We start from the raw sequence: 20,018 nt of genomic DNA, 5'->3' as shown, positions 1-20,018 counted from the left end.
GACAACGTTTCCTCCGTTGGATGTGCGCTGCGTCGGCGCTTGGCGGTGGGGGGACCCCGCCGCCGGATCAGGCGCCCGGCGAGCGGCGGTCGGTGAGCAGGTCCATACGGGCGACCTCGGCGTCGAGCAGCTCCCGCACCTCGGCGGCCACCCGGGACTCCCGCGGCAGCACCTCGGCCTCCTGGTCGCCGCGCATGTCGACCAGCCGCACGACCACGTCGTCCCGCTGGAAGACCGTGCTGCGCAGCACGGGGCTCGCCGCGTCGTCCGCGGCAGCCGAGTCGGTCTGTGCGATCAGCTCGGCCAGCCGCATCCCGCGGCCGGGCCGGGCCGGGTAGTACAGGGCCTGCCGCCTGCCCTCCGACTGGTCCTCCGTGCTCACGTGGTGCACGGCCGGCAGCGCCGCCCGGGTGAAGAACATCCGGGCCGATTCCTGGTCGTCGAGGTCCCGGTCCTGCTCCAGGTACGGGTTGATCGCCTTCTCGACGGCCTGCACCTCCGGCTGCCGGGCCACGTGCCGCAGCGCCGCGAGCAGGTCGCCGCGCACCTCGATGGCCCGCACCACCCGGTTGCCGTGCATGAACAGCGAGGTCCGGCACAGCCGCGTCGTGTCGTCCACCCGGGCCTCGGGCGAGGCGTAGTCGGCGAGGATCTTCGCGACCTTCTTCTCGCTGCCCGGCTTGACCGTGAAGGTCAGCGCGTGCCGGATCACGCCGTCGCCGATGCGCGGGTGAGCCTGCAGCCGGCGCTCCTCCGACTGCGTCTGCTCGGCGCCACCGGTCTCCCGCACGATGTGGAAGCGCAGCGACCGGGTGTCCCGGACACAGCTGTGCAGCGGCTGCACCATCCGCACGTGCTCCTCGCTGTTCACCCAGGTGAGGAACGGCGGGGCACTCTCCCACTCACTCGTGATGAGCCATTGGGAGGGATTCTCGATGGACTGGCACAGTTGGTCGCTGACATGGCCGGGCACCGACGCAACCTGCTTGCACAGCTGCTCGTACGCCTCGAGGAACTGCTGCTGTGCGCCGTCGTAGACGTCGACCAGGAGAACGACCCGGAGCCGGGAGCCGTCGAACACGGACTGGGAGACACGCTTCGACACCTCGCGTGTCAGCTTTTCTGAAAGACGTTCAGACGTCGTGGTCATCCTGCACACATCTCCTTCGCGGGGCAGAGGCGTCGCCGGCCGCGAGTGACGCGACGGCAGCGTTCCTTGATCCTGTGCCGGTCCCCACCACCCCGCGACTCGTATGAACCACGTGGGTGATTGGGCACGCGGAGCGGGCGCCACCGGGCATGAGAACTCACAGGCGCCCCACACGCGCACCCCTGCCTCTGGAGACTTCGATGCATCAAAAAGCCGACCACCGGATCCCCGTCCTCATCGTGGGCGGCTCTCTGGTGGGTCTGTCCATGTCCGTGTTCCTGGGCCGTCTCGGTGTGCGGCACATGCTCGTCGAGCGGCACTCCGGGACTTCGATCCACCCGCGCGGACGCGGCAACAACGTGCGGACGATGGAACTGTTCCGGGTGGCCGGCATCGAGCCGGACATCAGGGCGGCGGCCTCACTCCTCGCCGAGAACCACGGCATCCTGCAGACGCCGACCCTCGTCGGGGACGCCGGCGAATGGCTGTTCAAGCACATCGACCCGGGCGGCGGACTCGCGCAGTCCAGCCCCACCAGCTGGTGCCTGTGCAGCCAGAACGACCTCGAACCGGTCCTGCTGGACAACGCCCGGGAACTCGGCGGCGACCTGCGCTACCACCACCAGATGGAGTCCTTCGAGCGGGACGCCTACGGGGTGACGGCGGTGATCCGCGACCGCGCCACCGAGGAGCGCTACACCGTCCACGCCGACTACCTGATCGCCGCCGACGGCCCGCGCAGCCCGGTCCGCACCGCGCTCGGCGTCGGCCAGACGGGGCCCGGCGACCTGTTCGCGAACGTCAGCGTCACCTTCCGCTCCGCGGCCCTGGCCGAGGTGGTCGGTGACCGCCGCTTCATCTGCTGCTACCTCACCCACCCGGACGCCGACGGCGCCCTCCTGCCCGTCGACAACAAGGAACGCTGGGTCTTCCACGCCCCCTGGCACCCCGAGCACGGCGAAACGCTGGAGGAGTTCACCGAGGAACGCCTCCGGCGCCACATCCGCAAGGCGGTGGGCGTGCCCGACCTCGACGTGGAAATCACCGGAAAGGCGTCCTGGCGTGCCGCCGAACGGGTGGCCGACCGGTACTCCAGCGGCCGGGTCTTCCTCGTCGGCGACTCCGCCCACGAGATGTCCCCGACCGGCGCCTTCGGCTCCAACACCGGCATCCAGGACGCCCACAACCTGGCGTGGAAGCTGGCCGCCGTCCTGGCCGGCTGGGCCGGCCCCGGCCTGCTCGACTCGTACGACACCGAGCGCCGCCCGGTCGCCCTCGCCACCAGCGCCCGTGCCTCCGCCCGCTCGGTCGAGCACAGCCACCCCGGTTTCGCCCCCGCCCCCGGCGTCGGCGCCGGCAAGCGCGGCGGCATCCTCAACGTCGTCCTCGGCTACCACTACCCGCACGGCGCCGCCCTCGGCACCGACCCCGAGCAGCCGGTCGTCCCCGACGCCCTGGACCTGACCGGCCGGCCCGGCACCCGCGCCCCGCACCTCTGGCTGCGCCGCGCCGGCACCCGCCTGTCCACCCTCGACCTGTACGAACGCTCCCTGGTCCTGCTCACCGACGCGCCGGACGACGCGGGCTGGCACGCGGCGGCCCGCCGGATCGCCGACGCGGACGGAGTACGGCTCGACGCGTACCGGATCGGCCCGGGCGCCGACGCGGACCTGACGTACGACGCCGAGGGCGCCGACTGGGCCCGGGCCCACGGCACCAGCGCCGACGGCGCGGTCCTGGTCCGGCCGGACGGATTCGTGGCGTGGCGGGCGACGGGCGCCGTCCCGGACCCGGAGGCGGAGCTGCGAAAGGTCCTGCGGATCCTGCTCCACACGTCCTGACCTGCGCAGACGACAAAGGCCACCCGCACCGTGCGGTGCGGGTGGCCTTCGCCCTGCCGAGCCCCCTGTCGGATTCGAACCGACGACCTTCGCTTTACAAGAGCGGCGCTCTGACCAGCTGAGCTAAGGAGGCGTGCGCCTGCGCGCCCGTGCAGTGTACCCAGGTCCGGGATGGCCCTTGTCGAAAATTTCCGCGAAGTTCACAGTCGCCCGGGTACTGACAGACGAGTGAACGCCAGGTACCGTCCTGAGCCAGTTCACTCGCGTGGACTACACCAACCACCTTCCTACAACGGATCGTCCGGCACGTTCCTGCCGGTAGAAGGGGGCCCATTCACCATGGCCACTGTCACGTTCGACAAGGCGACCCGGATCTACCCGGGTTCCACGAAGCCCGCCGTCGACCAGCTCGAGATCGCGATCGAGGACGGCGAGTTCCTCGTCCTGGTCGGCCCGTCCGGTTGCGGAAAGTCCACCTCCCTGCGGATGCTCGCGGGCCTGGAGGACGTCAACGGCGGCGCCATCCGCATCGGTGACCGCGACGTCACGCACCTGCCGCCCAAGGACCGGGACATCGCCATGGTGTTCCAGAACTACGCGCTCTACCCGCACATGACGGTCGCCGACAACATGGGCTTCGCGCTCAAGATCGCCGGCGTCAACAAGGCGGAGATCCGGCAGAAGGTCGAGGAGGCCGCGAAGATCCTCGACCTCACCGAGTACCTGGACCGCAAGCCGAAGGCGCTCTCCGGCGGTCAGCGCCAGCGTGTCGCCATGGGCCGCGCCATCGTCCGTGAGCCGCAGGTCTTCCTCATGGACGAGCCGCTGTCCAACCTGGACGCCAAGCTCCGCGTCTCGACCCGTACGCAGATCGCGTCCCTGCAGCGCCGCCTCGGCATCACCACCGTCTACGTCACCCACGACCAGGTCGAGGCCATGACGATGGGCGACCGCGTGGCCGTGCTCAAGGACGGCCTCCTCCAGCAGGTCGACTCGCCGCGCAACATGTACGACAAGCCCGCGAACCTCTTCGTCGCCGGCTTCATCGGCTCCCCCGCCATGAACCTGGTCGAGGTCCCGATCACCGACGGCGGCGTGAAGTTCGGCAACAGCGTCGTCCCCGTCAACCGGGACGCCCTGAAGGCCGCCACCGACAAGGGTGACCGCACGGTGACCGTCGGTGTCCGGCCCGAGCACTTCGAGGTGGTCGAGCTGGGCGGCGCCGCCGCCTCCCTGTCCAAGGACACCGAGGACGCCCCGGCCGGTCTCGCCGTCTCCGTGAACGTCGTGGAGGAACTGGGCGCCGACGGCTACGTCTACGGCACCGCCGAGGTCGGCGACGAGGTCAAGGACCTGGTCGTCCGCGTGGGCGGCCGCCAGGTGCCGGAGAAGGGCGCCACCCTGCACGTCGTGCCGCGTCCGGGCGAGATCCACGTGTTCTCGACCTCGACGGGCGAGCGCCTCTCCGACTGACAGGCCTGAGCAGGGCGTTTACACGCACGTTGACGAGTAGGGCCCCGCGGACCCCCGCGGGGCCCTGTTCATTGCCGTGAAATACCCCGGCACAGCGATCATTTCGGGCACCGTACGTCAACGCTCTACCCAGAAAATAGCGCCACTTCATCCCCCATAAGGGTGACTAAATGTCGCCAAATCAGCACCGAGCGCTACCCTCACACGCGTGAAGCACTCCACCAACCCTCAGACGCGACGCGGCCATCGGGGCGGCCCTGCCCGCCGGATCGGCCGCACTCTCGCCCTCGTCCTGCCCGTCGTCCTGGTGCTCTCCGGAACCCTCGCGGTCACCCGGGTCAACTGGACGGGAAGCCCCTCCAGCTCGGTGCTCACCGCCTCGGACGTCTCCTCGGCGGAGGTCTCCAAGAAGGCGGTCTCCCGGGCCCCGCAGGACGTGCTCCGCGACCAGCTGATGACCGAGCTGCAGGACAAGAACCCCGGCGTGGTCCTCACCCACCTCCAGCAGGCGGTCAACGGGCACCCCTCGCTGGCGCAGCACTGCACCTCCATCGCCCGCGCCCTGGGCAGGGCGGCGGTGCGCATCTACGGCGCCTCGCGCGCCCAGTCGTACGCCCGCCCGGTCTGCGACACCGCCTTCGCCACCGGGGTCCTGGCCGCGCACAGCTGAGTGCCGGTTCGGAACTCGGTAACGGCTCCTTAAGGAGCAGGTTGCAGTCGGAATTCCGGCCGGGGCGCCACGTACAGTTCGGGACATGACCCATCCGAGCGCCGCGTTGCGCCCCACTCAAGCCGTCGTCCTGGCCGGTGGCCAGGGCTCACGGCTGCGTCCCTACACCGACGACCGGCCCAAGCCGATGGTCGAGATCCCCGGTACGGGCACTCCGATCATCGGCCACCAGCTGGCCTGGCTCGCCGAGGAAGGCGTGACGGACGTGGTGGTCTCCTGCGGCCACCTCGCCGAGGTCCTGCAGAAGTGGCTGGACACGGCCGACCTGCCCGTCTCCGTCACCACCATCGTCGAGACGGAGCCCCTCGGCCGTGGCGGCGGCCTCAAGTACGCCGCCGCACACCTCCCCCACCCCGACCGGCCCTGGTACGCCACCAACGGCGACATCTGGACCCGCTTCTCCCTGCGGGACATGGCCGACTTCCACACCGAGCGGGACGCCGTCGCCACGCTGGCGCTGGCCCGGCCCCGGATTCCCTGGGGTGCGGTGAAGACCGACGGGTTCGGGCACATCACCGACTTCATCGAGGCGCCGCCGTCGCCGTTCGAGATCAACGCGGGTGTGTACGTGTTCTCGCCCGAGTTCGGGGAGCTGCTGCCCGAGCGGGGGGATCACGAGCGGACGACGTTTCCCCGGCTGGCCCGGGAGCGGAAGCTGTTCGGGTTCCCGATTCCGCAGGGGGCTTACTGGCGGGCCATCGATACGGCCAAGGACCTGACTGAAGCGGCCAAGGAATTGGCTGCTTTGGGACGGTAGCCGTCTTGGGACAGCCGTCCCCCATACGTCAAAGGGCCCCGTACCTTCGCGGTACGGGGCCCTTTGCTGTCTCGTTCGGCTAGCCCAGGATGCCGCCCACCAAGCCCGGCTGGCCGGAGGACGTGGTGCCGCCCGAGGTGCCGGTGCCGCCGGTGGAGCTGCTGCTGCCGCCCGTCGAGGTGCCGCCCGTGGTGGTCGGGCCCGCCGTGGTGCTGGGGGCGCCGCCCGTCGGGGAGGACTGGCGGGGCGGGACCTGGCCCGTGGTGCCCTGGGTCTGGGTGGGCGTCGTGGTGGTCGCGCCGGCGCTGTGGCTGGCGCCCGGGGTCGCGGCCGCCCCGGAGGGGCTCGCACCGGCCGTGGCGCCGCCCGTGGGCGAGGTGGAGACCGACGGGCTCGTCCGGTGCCGCTGTGTGGGCTCCTCGGGCAGCGGGGAGCCCGGCAGGTTGTTGCGCGGGGCGTCGCCGGGGCCGGGGACGACCACGCGGCTGGAGTCGCGTACGGCGCCGCCCAGCAGAGAACCGGCGAGCAGGGTGAGGCCGACGGTGACGGCCGTGACGAGCGAGCCGCGGCGCAGGACGTAGCGGCGCAGCTCCCAGATGTCGGAGCGGGGGCCGAGCCGGCGCCAGGCGCTGCCGGCGAGGCGGCCGTCGACGGAGTAGACGGGGGCGCCGGCGATGATCAGCGGGGACCAGGCGGCGAGGTAGATGATGTCGGGGGTGTCGTAGGCGGGGACCGTCTTCCAGCTGACGGTGACGATCAGGGCGGCGGAGAGCAGGGCGCCGACCACGGCGGCGACGCGCTGCCAGCAGCCGAGGATGGTCAGGACGCCCACGACCACCTGGAGGAAGGCGATGACCAGGCCGGAGCCGACCGGGTGGTGCAGGGCGAACTGGCGCAGGGGCTCTGCGACTTCCCACGGGTGCAGGGTGTTGAGCCACTTGACCATGGAGCCGCGCTTGCCGCCGTCGAAGTAGACGGGGTCGCACAGCTTGCCCATGCCGGCGTAGATGGAGATGAAGCCGAGGAAGATGCGCAGGGGGAGCAGGACCACGCCGAGGTTCATCCGGCGGCCGGGGTAGTAGGCGTGCCGGGCCGGGTCGTCGCCGTGGCGCTTGGCGGGGCGGTCGCCCGCCCCGGCGCTCTCCTCGTAGTCGTCGAACTCGCCGTCGGCGTACGCGGGTTCGTCGTAGGCGCTGCCGGCCGTGCGCATGTGGGGCAGGAGTCGGGTGCCGTCCTCGGGGGCGGTGCGCTGGTGGCCGACGACGGGGGTCTCGACGGTCTGGTCGAACGCGTCGTAGCGGTCGGCGTAGCCGGTCCCGACGCGCGGGATGACCCGGGTGGCGCCGGCCTCGACGGGCTCGTCGGCGTGGCGGACGCTGCTGCCCCGCACGGCCTGGAGCAGCCGGTGGGCGCCGGTGTCGTCGGGGGCGGACCTGCCGCTCCACACGACGGGGCGGCGGCGGCCCGCCGCCGCGCCGGCCCGGCCCCCCGTGCCCACGACCGGCATACGGGCGGTGGCCTGGGTGGCGCTCAGGTGCCCGGCGATCCACGAGGATTGGCTGCGTTTCGCCGACGCGCCCAGCTGCACGCGGAAGCTGGCGTGATTGACGATGACCTGCGCCGGATCGCTCGGCACCTTCACCATGCTCAGCGCGGGAACGTCGTCGAATCCCGACGAGCGGTCCCCCGTGGGTGTGCGGGGTGTTCTGGTGTCCACACTCATCTAACCGAGTGACGTGGAGTTAGGACACTGCTTTGGCCGGGCGGATGTGTCCGGACCGCGTCAAAGCGGTCCGGAACGCCATATGGACGCCTGAATTACCCCGTACGAGTGAAGCGACGGACGCATGTTCAGCCGCGTCGGCGAGCCGCCTCGTACAGGACGATGCCCGCCGCCACACCGGCGTTGAGCGACTCCGCACCACCCGGCATCGGGATCCGGACGCGGTAGTCGCAGGTTTCGCCGACCAGGCGGGACAGGCCCTTGCCCTCGCTGCCGACCACGATCACGACCGGGCCCCCGAGGGACTCCAGCGCGCCGAGTTCGACCTCGCCGTCGGCGGCCAGGCCGACGATCGTGATGCCGGCCTTCTTGTAGGCCTCCAGGGCGCGGGTCAGGTTGGTGGCACGGGCGACCGGCGTGCGGGCGGCCGTACCGGCGGAGGTCTTCCAGGCGCCGGCGGTCATGCCGGCCGAGCGGCGCTCGGGGACGACGACGCCGTGGCCGCCGAAGGCGGAGACGGAGCGGACGACAGCGCCGAGGTTGCGCGGGTCGGTGACGCCGTCGAGCGCCACGATCAGCGGGTCCTCGCCCTCGTCGTAGGCGGACGCGGCGAGGTCCTCCGGGTGCGCGTACTCGTACGGCGGGACCTGGAGGACCAGACCCTGGTGGTTCAGGCCGTTGGTCATGCGGTCCAGCTCGGGGCGCGGGGCCTCCATGAGGTTGATGCCACCGCGCTCGGCGGCGAGCTGGAGGGCCTCGCGGACGCGCTCGTCGTTGTCGATGAACTGCTGGACGTAGAGGGTGGAGGCCGGTACGCCCTCGCGCAGCGCCTCGACGACCGGGTTGCGGCCGACGACCAGCTCGGAGGACGACTTGCCGCCCCGGCCCCTGGGCACCGGGCGGCGCACGGCCTGCTTGGTCTTGGCGTTGGCGATGCGGTTCTTCTTGTGCCCCTTGCGCATCTCGGCGGGCGGGGTCGGCCCCTTGCCCTCCAAGCCCTTGCGCCGCTGGCCGCCACTGCCGACCTGCGCGCCCTTCTTGCCGGACATGCGGCGGTTGTTCGCGGCCATGAGTTACTCGTCTCCGTGAGCTTCGTACGTACGTCTTATGCAGTGTGCCGCCCGGAGGGCCGGGCGGCACAGTCGATCAAGCAGCGGGCTAGCGCGGGCCGAGGCTCCAGCGCGGGCCCTGCGGGCTGTCCTCGATCACCAGACCGGACTGGTTGAGCTGGTCGCGGATGGCGTCGGCGGTGCCCCAGTCCTTGCGGGCGCGGGCGGACTCGCGCTGGTCGAGGACGAGCCGGACGAGGCTGTCCACCACGCCGTGCAGGTCTTCGCCCCGGTCGGCGCCGCCGCCGGCCCACTGCGCGTCCAGCGGGTCGAGGCCGAGGACACCGAGCATGGCCCGCACCTCGGCGAGCCGGGCCACGGCCGCTTCCTTGTCGTCGGCGGCCAGCGCGCTGTTGCCCTGCCGGACGGTGGTGTGCACGATCGCCAGGGCCTGCGGAACGCCCAGGTCGTCGTCCATCGCCTCGGCGAAGGCGGGCGGGACCTCGGCGGCCGGCTCGACCGTCTTCCCGGCCAGCTCGACGACCCGCTGCACGAAGCCCTCGATCCGGGCGAACGCCGACTCGGCCTCGCGCAGCGCCTCCTCGCTGTACTCGATCATCGAGCGGTAGTGCGGGGTGCCCAGGTAGTAGCGCAGGACGATCGGGCGCCACACCTTGACCATCTCGCTCACGAGGACCGAGTTGCCCAGCGACTTGGACATCTTCTCGCCGCTCATGGTGACCCAGGCGTTGTGCACCCAGTACGTGGCGAAGTCGTCGCCGAAGGCCTTGGCCTGGGCGATCTCGTTCTCGTGGTGCGGGAAGATCAGGTCGAGGCCGCCGCCGTGGATGTCGAAGGCGGAGCCGAGGTACTTGTGCGCCATGGCGGAGCACTCCAGGTGCCAGCCGGGGCGCCCACGGCCCCACGGCGTCTCCCAGTCGGGCTCGCCCGGCTTGGAGGCCTTCCACATGGCGAAGTCGCGCGGATCGCGCTTGCCGGTGATGCCCTCCTCGGCGGGCTGCCGCATCTCGTCCAGGTCCTGCTTGGACAGCTCCAGGTAGGAGGGCCAGGAGCGGACGTCGAAGTAGACGCTGCCGTCGGCCTCGTAGGCGTGGCCGCGCTCGATGAGGGTGCGCATCATCTCGACCATCTCGGTCACGTGCCCGGTGGCACGCGGCTCGTAGGTCGGGGGGAGGCAGCCGAGGGCGTCGTAGCCGTCGTTGAAGGCGCGCTCGTTCTCGTACCCGATCGACCACCAGGGGCGACCCTGGTCGGCACCCTTGGCGATGATCTTGTCGTCGATGTCCGTGACGTTCCTGATGAACGTCACGTCGTAGCCCCGGTACTGGAACCAGCGGCGCATGATGTCGAAGTTGAGGTACGAGCGGACATGCCCGATGTGCGGGGCCGCCTGCACGGTGGCGCCACACAGGTAGATCGAGACACAACCCGGCTTGAGCGGGGTGAAGTCACGGATCTGCCGGGCGCTGGTGTCGTACAGGCGAATGGTCACCACTCCAGGGTAGTGGGCCGGGAGTGATGCCTCGTGCCGCTTGCCTCACATCATCCCGACGACCTTCCGCGGAGTGATCCGTACGACCACTCGCTCCGCGTCCTGCGCCGAAGCCGGATTGAACTCCGCGTACTTCTTGCCGGTGTATTTCATCGACAGTTCGTCGATCAGTTCTTCGCCGCCCTGTGTGGTCATTTCCGCGGTGCCCCGGATCTCGCCGTAGACGTACGGCATCTCGGGGTCCTGGACGACGACGCTCACCCGGGAGTCGCGGTCGAGGTTCTTCTTCTTGCGGCGGTCGACGGTCGTGGAGAACAGGATCTGTTCGCCGTCCCGCTTCACCCACACCGGGGACAGCTGGGGGCTGCCGTCGGGCTGGACCGTGCCGACCACGATGAAGACGGGACCGTCGAGCAGGGACTTGAGCCGGTCGGACAGGGCGGCGGACATGGGGGTACCTCCGGACCTAGGGGCGGGTCACTGGTCGCTCTGCAGGCACCCTCGCACGCCCTCAGCCCACCCGCACCACGAGCGCCGTGGCCACCGCCATCAGCCCCTCCTCGCGGCCCGGGAAGCCGAGGCCGTCCGTCGTCGCGCCGGACACCGACACCGGTGCGCCCGCCGCCTCGGAGAGGATCTTCTGGGCCTCGTCGCGGCGCTTGCCGATCTTCGGGCGGGGGCCGACGACCTGGACGGCGATGTTGCCGACGGCGAACCCGGCCTCGCGGACGATCCGGGCGGCCTCGGTCAGCAGCGTGACCCCGGAGGCGCCGGACCACTCGGGTCGGCCCGTACCGAAGTGCTGGCCGAGGTCGCCGAGCCCGGCGGCGGAGAAGAGCGCGTTGCAGGCGGCGTGGGCGACGACGTCGGCGTCGGAGTGCCCGGCCAGGCCGGGACCCTCGCCCTCCCACTTCAGGCCGGCGCACCACAGCTCGCGGCCTTCCTCGAAGGCGTGGATGTCGGTGCCGATGCCGACCTGGGGGAGCACGGGCAGCCCAGCCGGCGGCTGCCGGAGATCAGCTGCTTCAGAAGCCATCGTTCAGCCTCCTGCGGGCCAGGACCGCCTCGGCGAGGACGAGGTCGAGGGGGCGGGTGACCTTGAAGGCCTCCTCGTGACCGGGCACGGTGACGACCCTGAGGCCGAGCTGCTCGACCATGCTCGCGTCGTCGGTGACGTCCTCGGTGACGGTCTCGTGGGCGCGGACCAGGGTCTCCCGGTCGAAGCCCTGGGGCGTCTGCACGGCCCGCAGCCGGGCCCGCTCGGGCGTGGCCACGACCGGCTCCGGGTCGCCGGCGACGGCCGCGGGCTCGACCTCCTTGACGGTGTCGGCGAGCGGCAGCGCGGGGACCACGGCGGGGGCACCGTCGCGCACGGCCTCGATGACCGCGTCGACGGTGTCGACGGGGACGAGCGGGCGGGCCGCGTCGTGGACGAGGACGACGCCGTACTCGGGCGGCAGGGCGTCGAGGCCGAGCCGGACCGACTCCTGGCGGCTGTCCCCGCCGGGGACGACGAGGAAGTCGGTGCGCTCGGGCAGCGCGTGCGCGTCGAGCAGGGACTTGACCTCGGCGGCGCCGTCCGGCGGGGCGACGACGATCACCAGGGAGACATGGCGGGACGCGGCGAGGGCGCGGACCGCGTGGATCAGCATCGGCGTGCCGTTCAGCGCGCGGAGCGCCTTGGGGGCGCCCGGGCCGAGCCGTACGCCCCTACCGGCGGCGGGAATCACGGCGGCGACGGGGATCTGCGCGGGTACGGGGCGCGAATCGTCAGACATCGGTTCCTGTCAGGTTTGTGTGCTCGACCTAGGTGGGTATGGCCTGGAGGAGTGCCGGGCGCGAAGCCTTGACCGGACCCTTCCGTGACCCTGGTCGAGCCATCTGCCCGGGCCCGGCACACCAAGTATCGGGGGGTTTCCCCCGAGATGAACGACAGGTGGTCCGGCGGTCTCACGACGGCCGGATCGTTTTGGGGACGAACATGCCGCAGCGCCCGGCGACAGGATCAGTGTCATCGGGCACCGCGGCATTTCACTGTGCTGAACGGGCTGCGGGCAGCCGAAGCCGCCGGTGGCGCGTCAGGAGGCGAGCACCTCGTCGAGCAGGGCCTCGGCCTTGTCCTCGTTCGTGTTCTCCGCGAGGGCGAGCTCACTCACCAGGATCTGGCGAGCCTTGGCGAGCATGCGCTTCTCACCGGCGGAGAGACCGCGCTCGCGCTCGCGACGCCACAGGTCACGCACGACTTCCGCGACCTTGATGACATCGCCGGAGGCGAGCTTCTCCAGGTTTGCCTTGTAGCGACGGGACCAGTTCGTGGGCTCCTCGGCATACGGCGCACGCAGCACCTCGAAGACCCGGTCCAGCCCGTCCTGACCGACCACATCACGCACGCCCACGAACTCAGCATTGTCCGCTGGCACACGCACCGTCAGGTCACCCTGGGCGACCTTCAGCACCAAGTAGGTCTTGTCCACGCCTTTGATCTGGCGAGTTTCGATGGCCTCGATCAGCGCGGCCCCGTGATGGGGATAGACCACGGTGTCGCCAACCTTGAACGTCATGTGACAGGTACCCCTTCCGTGGCTATCCAGAGTAACACGGATACGGCGTGTTCTGAATGGCGTTTTCGCAGGTCAGGGCATATCTCGGGGCTTGACAACAGCAACAGGAACGTGCTTCGAGGGCGCCCGCCGGGCCGAGATGCAACAGGTATTCGCAGGTCGGAGCAGCTCTCCGGGCGAGGTGAAACGCGTACGTTACAACCTCGCGGAGTCTCGCCCAAGAGGTTGAACATCCCGATTTGTCCACTTCCAAGCGTACGACTTCCGCTACTCCGTTCGGCCGCAGGAGCCGGGTACGAGACGAATCCGGAATTGATCACAGGAGGCTCGATGAGGGCCGGATGATCAATATCCGAGGTGGCCGTGCATTCCTTCACGGAAAATTTGCGGGCCGTGTTGCGCGGATGCGGACTGCGGTCTTGCGGGCGCGTTATGTGAATCGCGGACGAGCGGCTCGGCAAAGTGACTCATGAGTCACTTGTCGGCGGTGAGGTACCCCCACCCGGAGGGAAGCCCGGGGCTTGGGGGAGGGTCGGGTGCGGCCGCGTGGGAACGGCTCGGTAACCTAAGGCCGCTGACAGACACTTAGGGTGGCTTTATAAGGGGAGCCGCCCCTGCGTTCAAGGAGTTGCCGCCGCCGTGAGCAGCAGCCTTCGACGCGGCGCCCTCGCCGCGTCCGCCATCGTCTTCTCGATCGCCTCGCTCGCCGCCTGTGGCGCCGGCAACAACTCCCAGACCCTGGAGATCAAGCCGGACAACGCGGCGACCAGCGTCGGTGACATCAAGATCCAGAACGCCACGATCATCACGCAGCCCGACCTGAAGGCGTCCGGTCCGGCCGTCATCTCGGCGACCGTCTTCAACATGGGCAACACCAACCAGACCCTGCAGTCGATCTCCGTCCAGGGCAGCAGCGAGCCGGTCAAGCTGTCCGCCGCCAAGGGCCAGAGCCTGACGGTCCCGGCGCACGGCTCGCTGGTGCTCGGCGGCAAGGACAACGCGTCCGCCGTGATCGCCAGCGGCCGTGAGGCGGTCCAGGACGGCAACGCGCAGAAGGTGACCTTCACCCTCAGCAGGACCGGTCCGGTGAACCTGCGCGCGTTCGTGGTCCCGGCCACCAGCTACTTCAGCGGCTGGGGCCCGAGCGAGATCCCCACCGCCTCGGCGACCGCCACCGCCGCGCCGGGCTCGACCGCGTCGGGCAAGGCCAAGCCGGGCAAGGGCGGCAAGACCAGCCCGTCGGCGACCGCCACGGACACCGCGACCACGGGGGCGACCCCGAGCGACTCGGCGTCGCAGTCGGCCGCGAGCCACTGAGCACCAGCCGGTACACACGAAGGGCGGCACCCCATTCCGGGGTGCCGCCCTTCGTACGTGCGCGGTGCGTGCCGTACGACCGTCGTACAGCACGCACTTTCGTACGGCTTACGGCTCGAACTTGTAGCCCAGGCCGCGGACCGTCACCAGGTACCGCGGCGCGCCCGGGTCCGGCTCGATCTTGGCGCGGAGGCGCTTGACGTGGACGTCGAGAGTCTTGGTGTCGCCCACGTAGTCGGCGCCCCAGACCCGGTCGATCAGCTGCATGCGGGTCAGGACGCGGCCGGCGTTGCGCAGGAGCATCTCCAGGAGGTCGAACTCCTTCAGCGGGAGGTCGACCTTCGAGCCCGACACCGTCACCACGTGACGGTCGACGTCCATGCGGACCGGGCCCGCCTCCAGGGCGGCCGGGGTGACCTCCTCCGGCTCGCCGCGACGGCGCAGCACGGCGCGGATGCGGGCCACCAGCTCGCGTGAGGAGAACGGCTTGGTGACGTAGTCGTCGGCTCCTATTTCGAGACCCACGACCTTGTCGATCTCGCTGTCCTTGGCAGTCACCATGATCACGGGGACGTTGGAGCGGCCGCGCAGCTGACGGCACACCTCCGTGCCGGGCAGACCCGGCAGCATCAGGTCGAGGAGGACGAGGTCGGCGCCATTGCGCTCGAACTCGTCGAGTCCGTCGGGGCCGGTGGCGGCCACGGCCACCTCGAAGCCCTCCTTGCGGAGCATGTACGACAGGGCGTCGGAGAAGGACTCCTCGTCCTCGACGACGAGCACTCGGGTCACGGAAGGACCTCCGGGGCGGGAAGCGGTTCGTACGGGGTTGAGTCGGCGGTGCCTCCGGCCTCGTCGTCGAGGTCGGGGTGCTGCTGTGCACGGTCGCGGGCGGCACCCGCCTCCGGCAGCCTGAGGGTGAAGGTGGAGCCCTGGTTCTCGGCGCTCCAGACCGTGACCTCCCCGCCGTGCGAGGCGACCACGTGCTTCACGATCGCGAGACCCAGACCGGTGCCTCCGGTCTGCCGGGAGCGGGCGGGGTCGACGCGATAGAAGCGCTCGAAGATGCGCTCCTTGTCCTTGTCGGAGATGCCGATGCCCTGGTCCGTGACGGCGAGCTCGATCATGTCGCCGCCCGGGGCGTTGACCCGGCGGGCGGCTATGCCGACGCGGGTGCGGGCCGGGGAGTAGTTCACGGCGTTCTCGACGAGGTTGCCCAGGGCGGCGGCGAGCTGGCCGCGGTTGCCCCAGACGTGCAGGTCGGCGGTGCCGCCGGCGGCCATCGTGATCTGCTTGGTGCCCGCCTGGTGGCGGCAGCGGTCGACGGCCTCGGCGACGAGGTCGTCCACGCGGACGGGCTCGGCGTCCTCGAGGGGGTCGTCGTTCTGGACCCGCGAGAGGTCGATCAGCTCCTGGACCAGGTTGGTCAGCCGGGTCGCCTCGATCTGCATGCGGCCCGCGAAGCGCTGTACGGCCTCGGGGTCGTCCGAGGCGTCCATGACGGCCTCGGAGAGCAGGGAGAGCGCGCCGACGGGCGTCTTCAGCTCGTGGCTCACGTTGGCCACGAAGTCGCGTCGTACGGCCTCGATCCGGCGGGCCTCGGTGAGGTCCTCGACCAGCAGCAGGACCAGGCGGGAGCCGAGCGGGGCCACGCGTGCGGAGACGGCGAGGGCCTCGCCCCGTCCGGTGCCGCGCCGGGGCAGATCCAGCTCGACCTGGCGTATCTCCCCGTCCCGGCGGGTGTCCCGGGCCATCTGGAGCATGGGCTCGACGGCGAGCTTGCCGCCGCGGACCAGCCCGAGGGCGTACGCGGCGGAGCTTGCCTTGACGACGCCGTCGGCCTCGTCGAGGACGACGGCCGAGGAGCGGAGCACGGACAGAACGGTGTCCACGCCGGGCGGGAGTACGGGATCGGTGTGCAAAGAAGTCCTGGTCGGTCGCTTCTGGTCGCGTTCGCTCCAGCGGAACGCCAGCATGGCGATGACACCGGTGAGCACCCCGGCGATCGCTGCCGCTGCGGCGACCGCCGCGTTCACGTCCATGCATCCAGGTTAGGCATGGCGTACGACATGACCACAGCCGTCGGAGTGCGACCTCGGCCACTCGTCGCCCAGAGTTCACCTTGGAGCCAGTAGTGGTTCATTTGGGGTGGCAGAAACGGACGCGTGCGAGGCAGAACGTGGGAGCGTGGGGTTCGCACCGCCGGTTTCGCCACGGGGCGCCTGGTGTCACGGCCCCCGGAAGCCCCGAAAGAGAACATACGAGAGGGAACCCTGATGCGGGACGCGTACCACGAGGAACTTGACTCGATCGGCGACGGTCTGGTGGAGATGGCCCGGCTGGTCGGGTCGGCCATCGGGCGCGCCACGACGGCCATCCTCGACGCCGACCTGAAGCTGGCCGAGAGCGTCATCGAGGCCGACAAGAGGGTGGACGAGCTCCAGCACGACCTGGAGGCGCGGGCGATAGCCCTGCTCGCACGGCAGCAGCCGGTGGCGACCGACCTCCGGATCGTCGTCACGTCGCTGCGCATGTCCGCCGACCTGGAGCGCTCCGGCGACCTCGCCCAGCACGTGGCGAAGCTGGCCCGGCTGCGCTTCCCCGAGCGCGCGGTCCCGCACGACCTGCACGCCACCATCCTGGAGATGGGCCAGCTCGCGCAGCGCCTGATGGCGAAGTCGGCCGAGGTGATCGTGACGAAGGACGTCGACCTCGCCCTCCAGCTGGAGCAGGACGACGACGAGATGGACCAGCTGCACCGCACCCTCTTCCAGCACCTGATCGACGAGCGCTGGAAGCACGGCATCGAGACGGCCGTCGACGTGACCCTGCTGGGCCGCTACTACGAGCGGTACGCCGACCACGCGGTGGCCGTCGCCAAGCGCGTCGTCTTCCTGGTCACGGGCGAGCACGCGGACGAGCTGCAGCCCGACATCCAGCCCGTCACCGGGGCCGACGAAGCCTGACACCGGCGCTGCCCCGGGGGCTCGAAGGCCCTCGGGCAGGGCGCGCGGGCGCCTCTGTGCGCCGTTGATGCGCCCAGAGAAACGGGCATGGAATGGGCGAGGGCACCTGGCCCCAGTGTCGAGGAGGGACCCATGGCCGAATCCCCCAGCACCACGCCCGACCCCACCCAGGAACGCGAGACCGACCAGCCTGCCGAGATGCGGAGCCTGCCGCTCGTGGCCGCGTGCGGCTGCGGTTCCGGCTGCGGCTGCGGCTGCCAGTCGGGCGCTCCCTGCCAGTGCGGCTGACGGCGTACGACCTGTGAGGGGCCCCGGTGACTCCGGGGCCCCTCACGTCGTCCACAGGCCACCCGCTACCGGAAGCGGAGTCCGCGGGCCAGGACCCTCCGGGCGGCCTGGCTGACCGTACGGCCCTCGGCGAAGGCGCGGGCGCGTATCCGATCCAGGGCCTGCTCGGGGTCCAGGTCGAGCTGCACCATCACCATGCCGACGGCCTGCTGCACCTCGGCGTGATCGGCCTGCGAGGCGCACACCCAGGACGCCGTCTCCCCCTCCTCTCCCCTGGGCCGCAGATCCGTCAGGGCGTCCGTCATCACGTCCCGCACCCGCAGCGCGGTCCGCAGATCCGGCTCGGACAGTCCGCCGGGCCGGTCGCAGTACAGGTCGAGGGTGCCGATGGCGGTGCCGGCGACGCCGAGCGGCAGGGAGAACACCGCGGCCGCGCCGAGCCCGAGGGCCTCGTGCGCGAAGATCGGCCAGCGGCAGGCGTCGCGCCGCCCGGCGAGGTCGGCCGCGAAGACCGGGGTGCCCTGGTCGAGGGCGGTCTGACAGGGCCCCTCGCCCACGGTGTACTGCAGCTCGGCGAGCCGTGCGGCGACCCGGTCACTGGCGCACCAGGTCACCCGGATCCCGCGCCCGCCGGACAGCGACACGGAGGCGCCGGTGACGGGCAGCAGTCGTACGCACGCCGTGCAGAGCGCGTCGGGAACCCGCCGCGGGTCCCCGGCTCCCCGCGCGGCTGCGGCGAGCGCCGCGCCGACCCGCGACCGCCCCTCCACCTCCGGCGGCACACCGCCCCCGGCCGACTGCTGGGACTGCCCGGACTGCATGGTCATCACCCCCGGCACGGCGTGCGGTGAGCGGGTCCCGTACCTGCCGGGTTCCCCGGTTGCGCGGAGCTAGTGCACGACGCGTCGTACCGGCCGGGCGGCAATCCGAAAAGGCGCCTCGGACGTATCGCAAGTAGGGCCGCAACCTGGGGGTACGTCCCTGGTCGGCTCGTTCCGGAAGGAAGAGTGCATCCATCATGCGAGCACACGACGCGGGGCGTCTGCTCGCGGCGTCCGCGGCCGGCGTTCTGCTGGCCGGCGGCGCCGCGATCGGCACAGCGGGCACAGCCGCCGCGGCAGCCCCCGCTGTGCACACCCATGTGGCCACCGACTCGTGCTTCGGCAACGACGACGGGCGCTGCTTCGACCACGGCGGATTCGGCTTCGATCACGGCGGATTCCGCTTCAACCACGGCGGATTCCGCTTCGACCACCGCGGCTTCTGCTTCAACCATCCTGGGTTCTGCTTCGGCCACAACCGCTTCGATCACGGCTTCGGCAACGGATCCGTCGTGATCGTCATCGTGAGGTAGCGGCCGGCCGGCCCGGGACGACCCTGAAAGGCGAACAACTCGCCCGGCCGGCAAGAAGGCCCGGGTCACGACCCGGGCCTTCTACCTGACAAGTCGTCGTCGGCCACTACTCCGATGGACTCGTAAATCGAACACGTGCTTGAATTTGGTCATGCGATCGTTCCCCGGCGACCTCGCCCAAGCGCAGCAGGAGACGCGTTGGAATGCGCGGCCGCATGTCCCAGACGATCCTGAAGGCATGTCCGGCCCGATTCGCGTGATCGTCCATCCGCCGTCACCGACAGGCGGCCGACGGGTCCGCGTGGACGGCGAGATCCTCGGCCTGGCCCACAACGTGGCCGACGTCGCCGAGTTCCTCCGCCGAGCCGGACTGGAGATCGACCCGGCGGAGGTGGCGGAGGTCCCGTGGATCGACTGGCGCGGAGTGGGGCCTGAACGCTGGTGAGCAGGACGTGGTGACGACGTCCGGGTCCACCTGAGTGGTCGAGGTCTCATGCCGTCACGCAAGAGCCCCCTTCCGGCGGAGAAACCGCAGGGAGGGGGCTTGTTCTTTCCGGCGGGGCGGCACGGGCTGTTGGCCCGACTCGGGGAAAGTGCCGGACCTGCGGGTGACAGACGGGCGAGGTCGGGCCGTCGGCGGCGGGAGACCGTGATCGGCTGATTCCGGCATCCCACGTCGACGACCTGCGCCAGGGCGGACCGGGCCCGCTGGTCGAAGCGCACCCGGTGGGGTGCCTCCTGGGGCGGAAAGAGGAACCCTTATGTCCTGGCAGTGCTTCCGAGCGCAGGGGGCGGACCGCAAGGTCCGACGATCGCGTCCGGGCAGGCTCCTGGCCACGGCCGGGCTGGCAGCCTGCGCAGTGATGGTGCTCCCGGCACCGTTCGCCCATGCCGCCACCCACCGTCACCGGCGGCGCGATCAGCGTCGGTCCTGTCGGCGAGCTCACGCTGCGCAGCAGCCAGGTGCTCGGCAACACGGCCAGTGGTCGCGGCGGCACCGCTCAGGGCGGGGGCATCAGCAACCTCCTCGGGGCACGGTGAAGGTCGAGCGCTCATCCCGGATCAGCAAGAACACCGCCAAGGCTCCGAACGGCGGCACCGCCCGGGGCGGGGGCATCTTCCACGCCATCGGCTCCACGACCCTGAACGACAGCACCGTCACCGAGAACAAGGCCGGCGACGGAGGCGGCATCTTCAAAGCCTCCGGCAAGGTCACCCTGAACAACTGCGCCCCACCGAACAGCGTTCCTGGCTGCACCGGCTGAGCTGGACGCAAAATGCCCCTGATCTGCGACGAAC

22 protein-coding genes and 1 tRNA gene are annotated in these 20,018 nt (G+C 70.7%); 11 read left to right on the top strand and 12 right to left on the bottom strand.

Annotated features, from left to right (window positions below):
- Nucleotides 1-67 precede the first annotated feature (67 nt).
- The gene (locus ACIRVH_RS24365) at nucleotides 68-1,150 is read right to left on the bottom strand and encodes a SchA/CurD-like domain-containing protein (RefSeq protein WP_403956609.1); all 1,083 of its coding nucleotides are present in this window, start codon (nucleotides 1,148-1,150) and stop codon (nucleotides 68-70) included.
- A gap of 200 nt (nucleotides 1,151-1,350) precedes the next feature.
- Between ACIRVH_RS24365 and ACIRVH_RS24360 the strand changes: the two genes are divergently transcribed.
- On the top strand, nucleotides 1,351-2,991 hold the full coding sequence (locus ACIRVH_RS24360; protein ID WP_403956607.1) for an FAD-dependent oxidoreductase: 1,641 nt from the start codon (nucleotides 1,351-1,353) through the stop codon (nucleotides 2,989-2,991).
- Between the two features lie 59 nt (nucleotides 2,992-3,050).
- Here ACIRVH_RS24360 and ACIRVH_RS24355 read toward each other — a convergent pair.
- Nucleotides 3,051-3,124 (bottom strand) — tRNA-Thr (locus ACIRVH_RS24355).
- Nucleotides 3,125-3,330: 206 nt separating this feature from the next.
- Here ACIRVH_RS24355 and ACIRVH_RS24350 point away from each other — a divergent pair.
- The 3 genes from ACIRVH_RS24350 (at nucleotide 3,331) to ACIRVH_RS24340 (ending at nucleotide 5,951) form a co-directional block, all read left to right on the top strand.
- A complete protein-coding gene (locus ACIRVH_RS24350; RefSeq protein ID WP_403956605.1) occupies nucleotides 3,331-4,464 on the top strand; it encodes an ABC transporter ATP-binding protein in 1,134 nt (377 codons plus the stop codon).
- Between the two features lie 208 nt (nucleotides 4,465-4,672).
- Entirely contained in the window at nucleotides 4,673-5,134 is a 462-nt protein-coding gene (locus ACIRVH_RS24345; protein ID WP_403956603.1) for a hypothetical protein, read from the top strand.
- Between the two features lie 85 nt (nucleotides 5,135-5,219).
- Nucleotides 5,220-5,951: an NDP-sugar synthase gene (locus ACIRVH_RS24340; RefSeq protein WP_403956601.1), complete on the top strand. Its 732-nt coding sequence runs from the start codon at nucleotides 5,220-5,222 to the stop codon at nucleotides 5,949-5,951.
- A gap of 79 nt (nucleotides 5,952-6,030) precedes the next feature.
- Here ACIRVH_RS24340 and ACIRVH_RS24335 read toward each other — a convergent pair whose 3' ends face one another.
- The 7 genes from ACIRVH_RS24335 to ACIRVH_RS24305 form a co-directional block, all read right to left on the bottom strand.
- Entirely contained in the window at nucleotides 6,031-7,674 is a 1,644-nt protein-coding gene (locus ACIRVH_RS24335) for a DoxX family protein (RefSeq protein WP_403956599.1), read from the bottom strand.
- A gap of 128 nt (nucleotides 7,675-7,802) precedes the next feature.
- Entirely contained in the window at nucleotides 7,803-8,744 is a 942-nt protein-coding gene (rlmB, locus tag ACIRVH_RS24330; RefSeq protein WP_403956597.1) for a 23S rRNA (guanosine(2251)-2'-O)-methyltransferase RlmB, read from the bottom strand.
- An 88-nt stretch (nucleotides 8,745-8,832) separates the two neighbouring features.
- Nucleotides 8,833-10,236: a cysteine--tRNA ligase gene (gene cysS / locus ACIRVH_RS24325; protein WP_403956595.1), complete on the bottom strand. Its 1,404-nt coding sequence runs from the start codon at nucleotides 10,234-10,236 to the stop codon at nucleotides 8,833-8,835.
- Nucleotides 10,237-10,281: 45 nt separating this feature from the next.
- Complete coding sequence (locus tag ACIRVH_RS24320; RefSeq protein ID WP_403956593.1) at nucleotides 10,282-10,686, bottom strand: PPOX class F420-dependent oxidoreductase; 405 nt, start codon at nucleotides 10,684-10,686, stop codon at nucleotides 10,282-10,284.
- A gap of 61 nt (nucleotides 10,687-10,747) precedes the next feature.
- A complete protein-coding gene (gene ispF, locus ACIRVH_RS24315) occupies nucleotides 10,748-11,272 on the bottom strand; it encodes a 2-C-methyl-D-erythritol 2,4-cyclodiphosphate synthase (protein ID WP_403956591.1) in 525 nt (174 codons plus the stop codon).
- On the bottom strand, nucleotides 11,262-12,014 hold the full coding sequence (ispD, locus tag ACIRVH_RS24310) for a 2-C-methyl-D-erythritol 4-phosphate cytidylyltransferase (protein ID WP_403956589.1): 753 nt from the start codon (nucleotides 12,012-12,014) through the stop codon (nucleotides 11,262-11,264). The genes ispF and ispD overlap by 11 nt, the downstream gene beginning before the upstream one ends.
- Nucleotides 12,015-12,314: 300 nt before the next feature.
- Nucleotides 12,315-12,797: a CarD family transcriptional regulator gene (locus ACIRVH_RS24305; protein ID WP_003953493.1), complete on the bottom strand. Its 483-nt coding sequence runs from the start codon at nucleotides 12,795-12,797 to the stop codon at nucleotides 12,315-12,317.
- Nucleotides 12,798-13,436: 639 nt separating this feature from the next.
- Here ACIRVH_RS24305 and ACIRVH_RS24300 point away from each other — a divergent pair.
- Complete coding sequence (locus tag ACIRVH_RS24300) at nucleotides 13,437-14,114, top strand: DUF461 domain-containing protein (RefSeq protein WP_403956588.1); 678 nt, start codon at nucleotides 13,437-13,439, stop codon at nucleotides 14,112-14,114.
- A 108-nt stretch (nucleotides 14,115-14,222) separates the two neighbouring features.
- Here ACIRVH_RS24300 and ACIRVH_RS24295 read toward each other — a convergent pair whose 3' ends face one another.
- Nucleotides 14,223-14,903 carry a response regulator transcription factor gene (locus ACIRVH_RS24295; RefSeq protein ID WP_010358452.1) on the bottom strand — a complete coding sequence of 227 codons (681 nt, stop codon included), beginning with the start codon at nucleotides 14,901-14,903 and terminating at the stop codon, nucleotides 14,223-14,225.
- Nucleotides 14,900-16,153: a sensor histidine kinase gene (locus tag ACIRVH_RS24290; protein WP_403956586.1), complete on the bottom strand. Its 1,254-nt coding sequence runs from the start codon at nucleotides 16,151-16,153 to the stop codon at nucleotides 14,900-14,902. Before ACIRVH_RS24290 ends, ACIRVH_RS24295 begins: the two co-directional genes overlap by 4 nt.
- Nucleotides 16,154-16,387: 234 nt before the next feature.
- Between ACIRVH_RS24290 and phoU the strand changes: the two genes are divergently transcribed.
- Together phoU and ACIRVH_RS24280 are read left to right on the top strand one after the other, a co-directional pair.
- Nucleotides 16,388-17,077 (top strand): phosphate signaling complex protein PhoU, encoded by a 690-nt coding sequence (gene phoU, locus ACIRVH_RS24285; protein WP_403956584.1) that lies wholly within the window; start codon nucleotides 16,388-16,390, stop codon nucleotides 17,075-17,077.
- 132 nt (nucleotides 17,078-17,209) lie between these two features.
- A complete protein-coding gene (locus ACIRVH_RS24280) occupies nucleotides 17,210-17,365 on the top strand; it encodes a hypothetical protein (protein WP_179851626.1) in 156 nt (51 codons plus the stop codon).
- A 65-nt stretch (nucleotides 17,366-17,430) separates the two neighbouring features.
- On the opposite strand, the gene ACIRVH_RS24275 is transcribed toward ACIRVH_RS24280, so the two are convergent.
- On the bottom strand, nucleotides 17,431-18,186 hold the full coding sequence (locus ACIRVH_RS24275; protein WP_403956582.1) for a GAF and ANTAR domain-containing protein: 756 nt from the start codon (nucleotides 18,184-18,186) through the stop codon (nucleotides 17,431-17,433).
- A gap of 197 nt (nucleotides 18,187-18,383) precedes the next feature.
- Here ACIRVH_RS24275 and ACIRVH_RS24270 point away from each other — a divergent pair, with 197 nt between their 5' ends.
- The 4 genes from ACIRVH_RS24270 (at nucleotide 18,384) to ACIRVH_RS24255 (ending at nucleotide 19,984) form a co-directional block, all read left to right on the top strand.
- Nucleotides 18,384-18,719 (top strand): hypothetical protein, encoded by a 336-nt coding sequence (locus ACIRVH_RS24270; RefSeq protein ID WP_403956580.1) that lies wholly within the window; start codon nucleotides 18,384-18,386, stop codon nucleotides 18,717-18,719.
- A gap of 238 nt (nucleotides 18,720-18,957) precedes the next feature.
- Complete coding sequence (locus ACIRVH_RS24265; protein WP_403956579.1) at nucleotides 18,958-19,164, top strand: hypothetical protein; 207 nt, start codon at nucleotides 18,958-18,960, stop codon at nucleotides 19,162-19,164.
- 443 nt (nucleotides 19,165-19,607) lie between these two features.
- Nucleotides 19,608-19,760, top strand: a complete 153-nt coding sequence (locus ACIRVH_RS24260; protein ID WP_403956577.1) for a hypothetical protein — start codon at nucleotides 19,608-19,610, stop codon at nucleotides 19,758-19,760.
- Nucleotides 19,757-19,984, top strand: a complete 228-nt coding sequence (locus ACIRVH_RS24255) for a hypothetical protein (RefSeq protein ID WP_403956575.1) — start codon at nucleotides 19,757-19,759, stop codon at nucleotides 19,982-19,984. Before ACIRVH_RS24260 ends, ACIRVH_RS24255 begins: the two co-directional genes overlap by 4 nt.
- The last annotated feature ends 34 nt before the right edge of the window (nucleotides 19,985-20,018 follow it).

Source organism: Streptomyces sp. NPDC101165 (assembly GCF_044768135.1).
In the GTDB taxonomy this organism is placed as follows: Bacteria; Actinomycetota; Actinomycetes; order Streptomycetales; family Streptomycetaceae; genus Streptomyces.
This window is presented reverse-complemented; position numbering and strand designations above follow the sequence as displayed.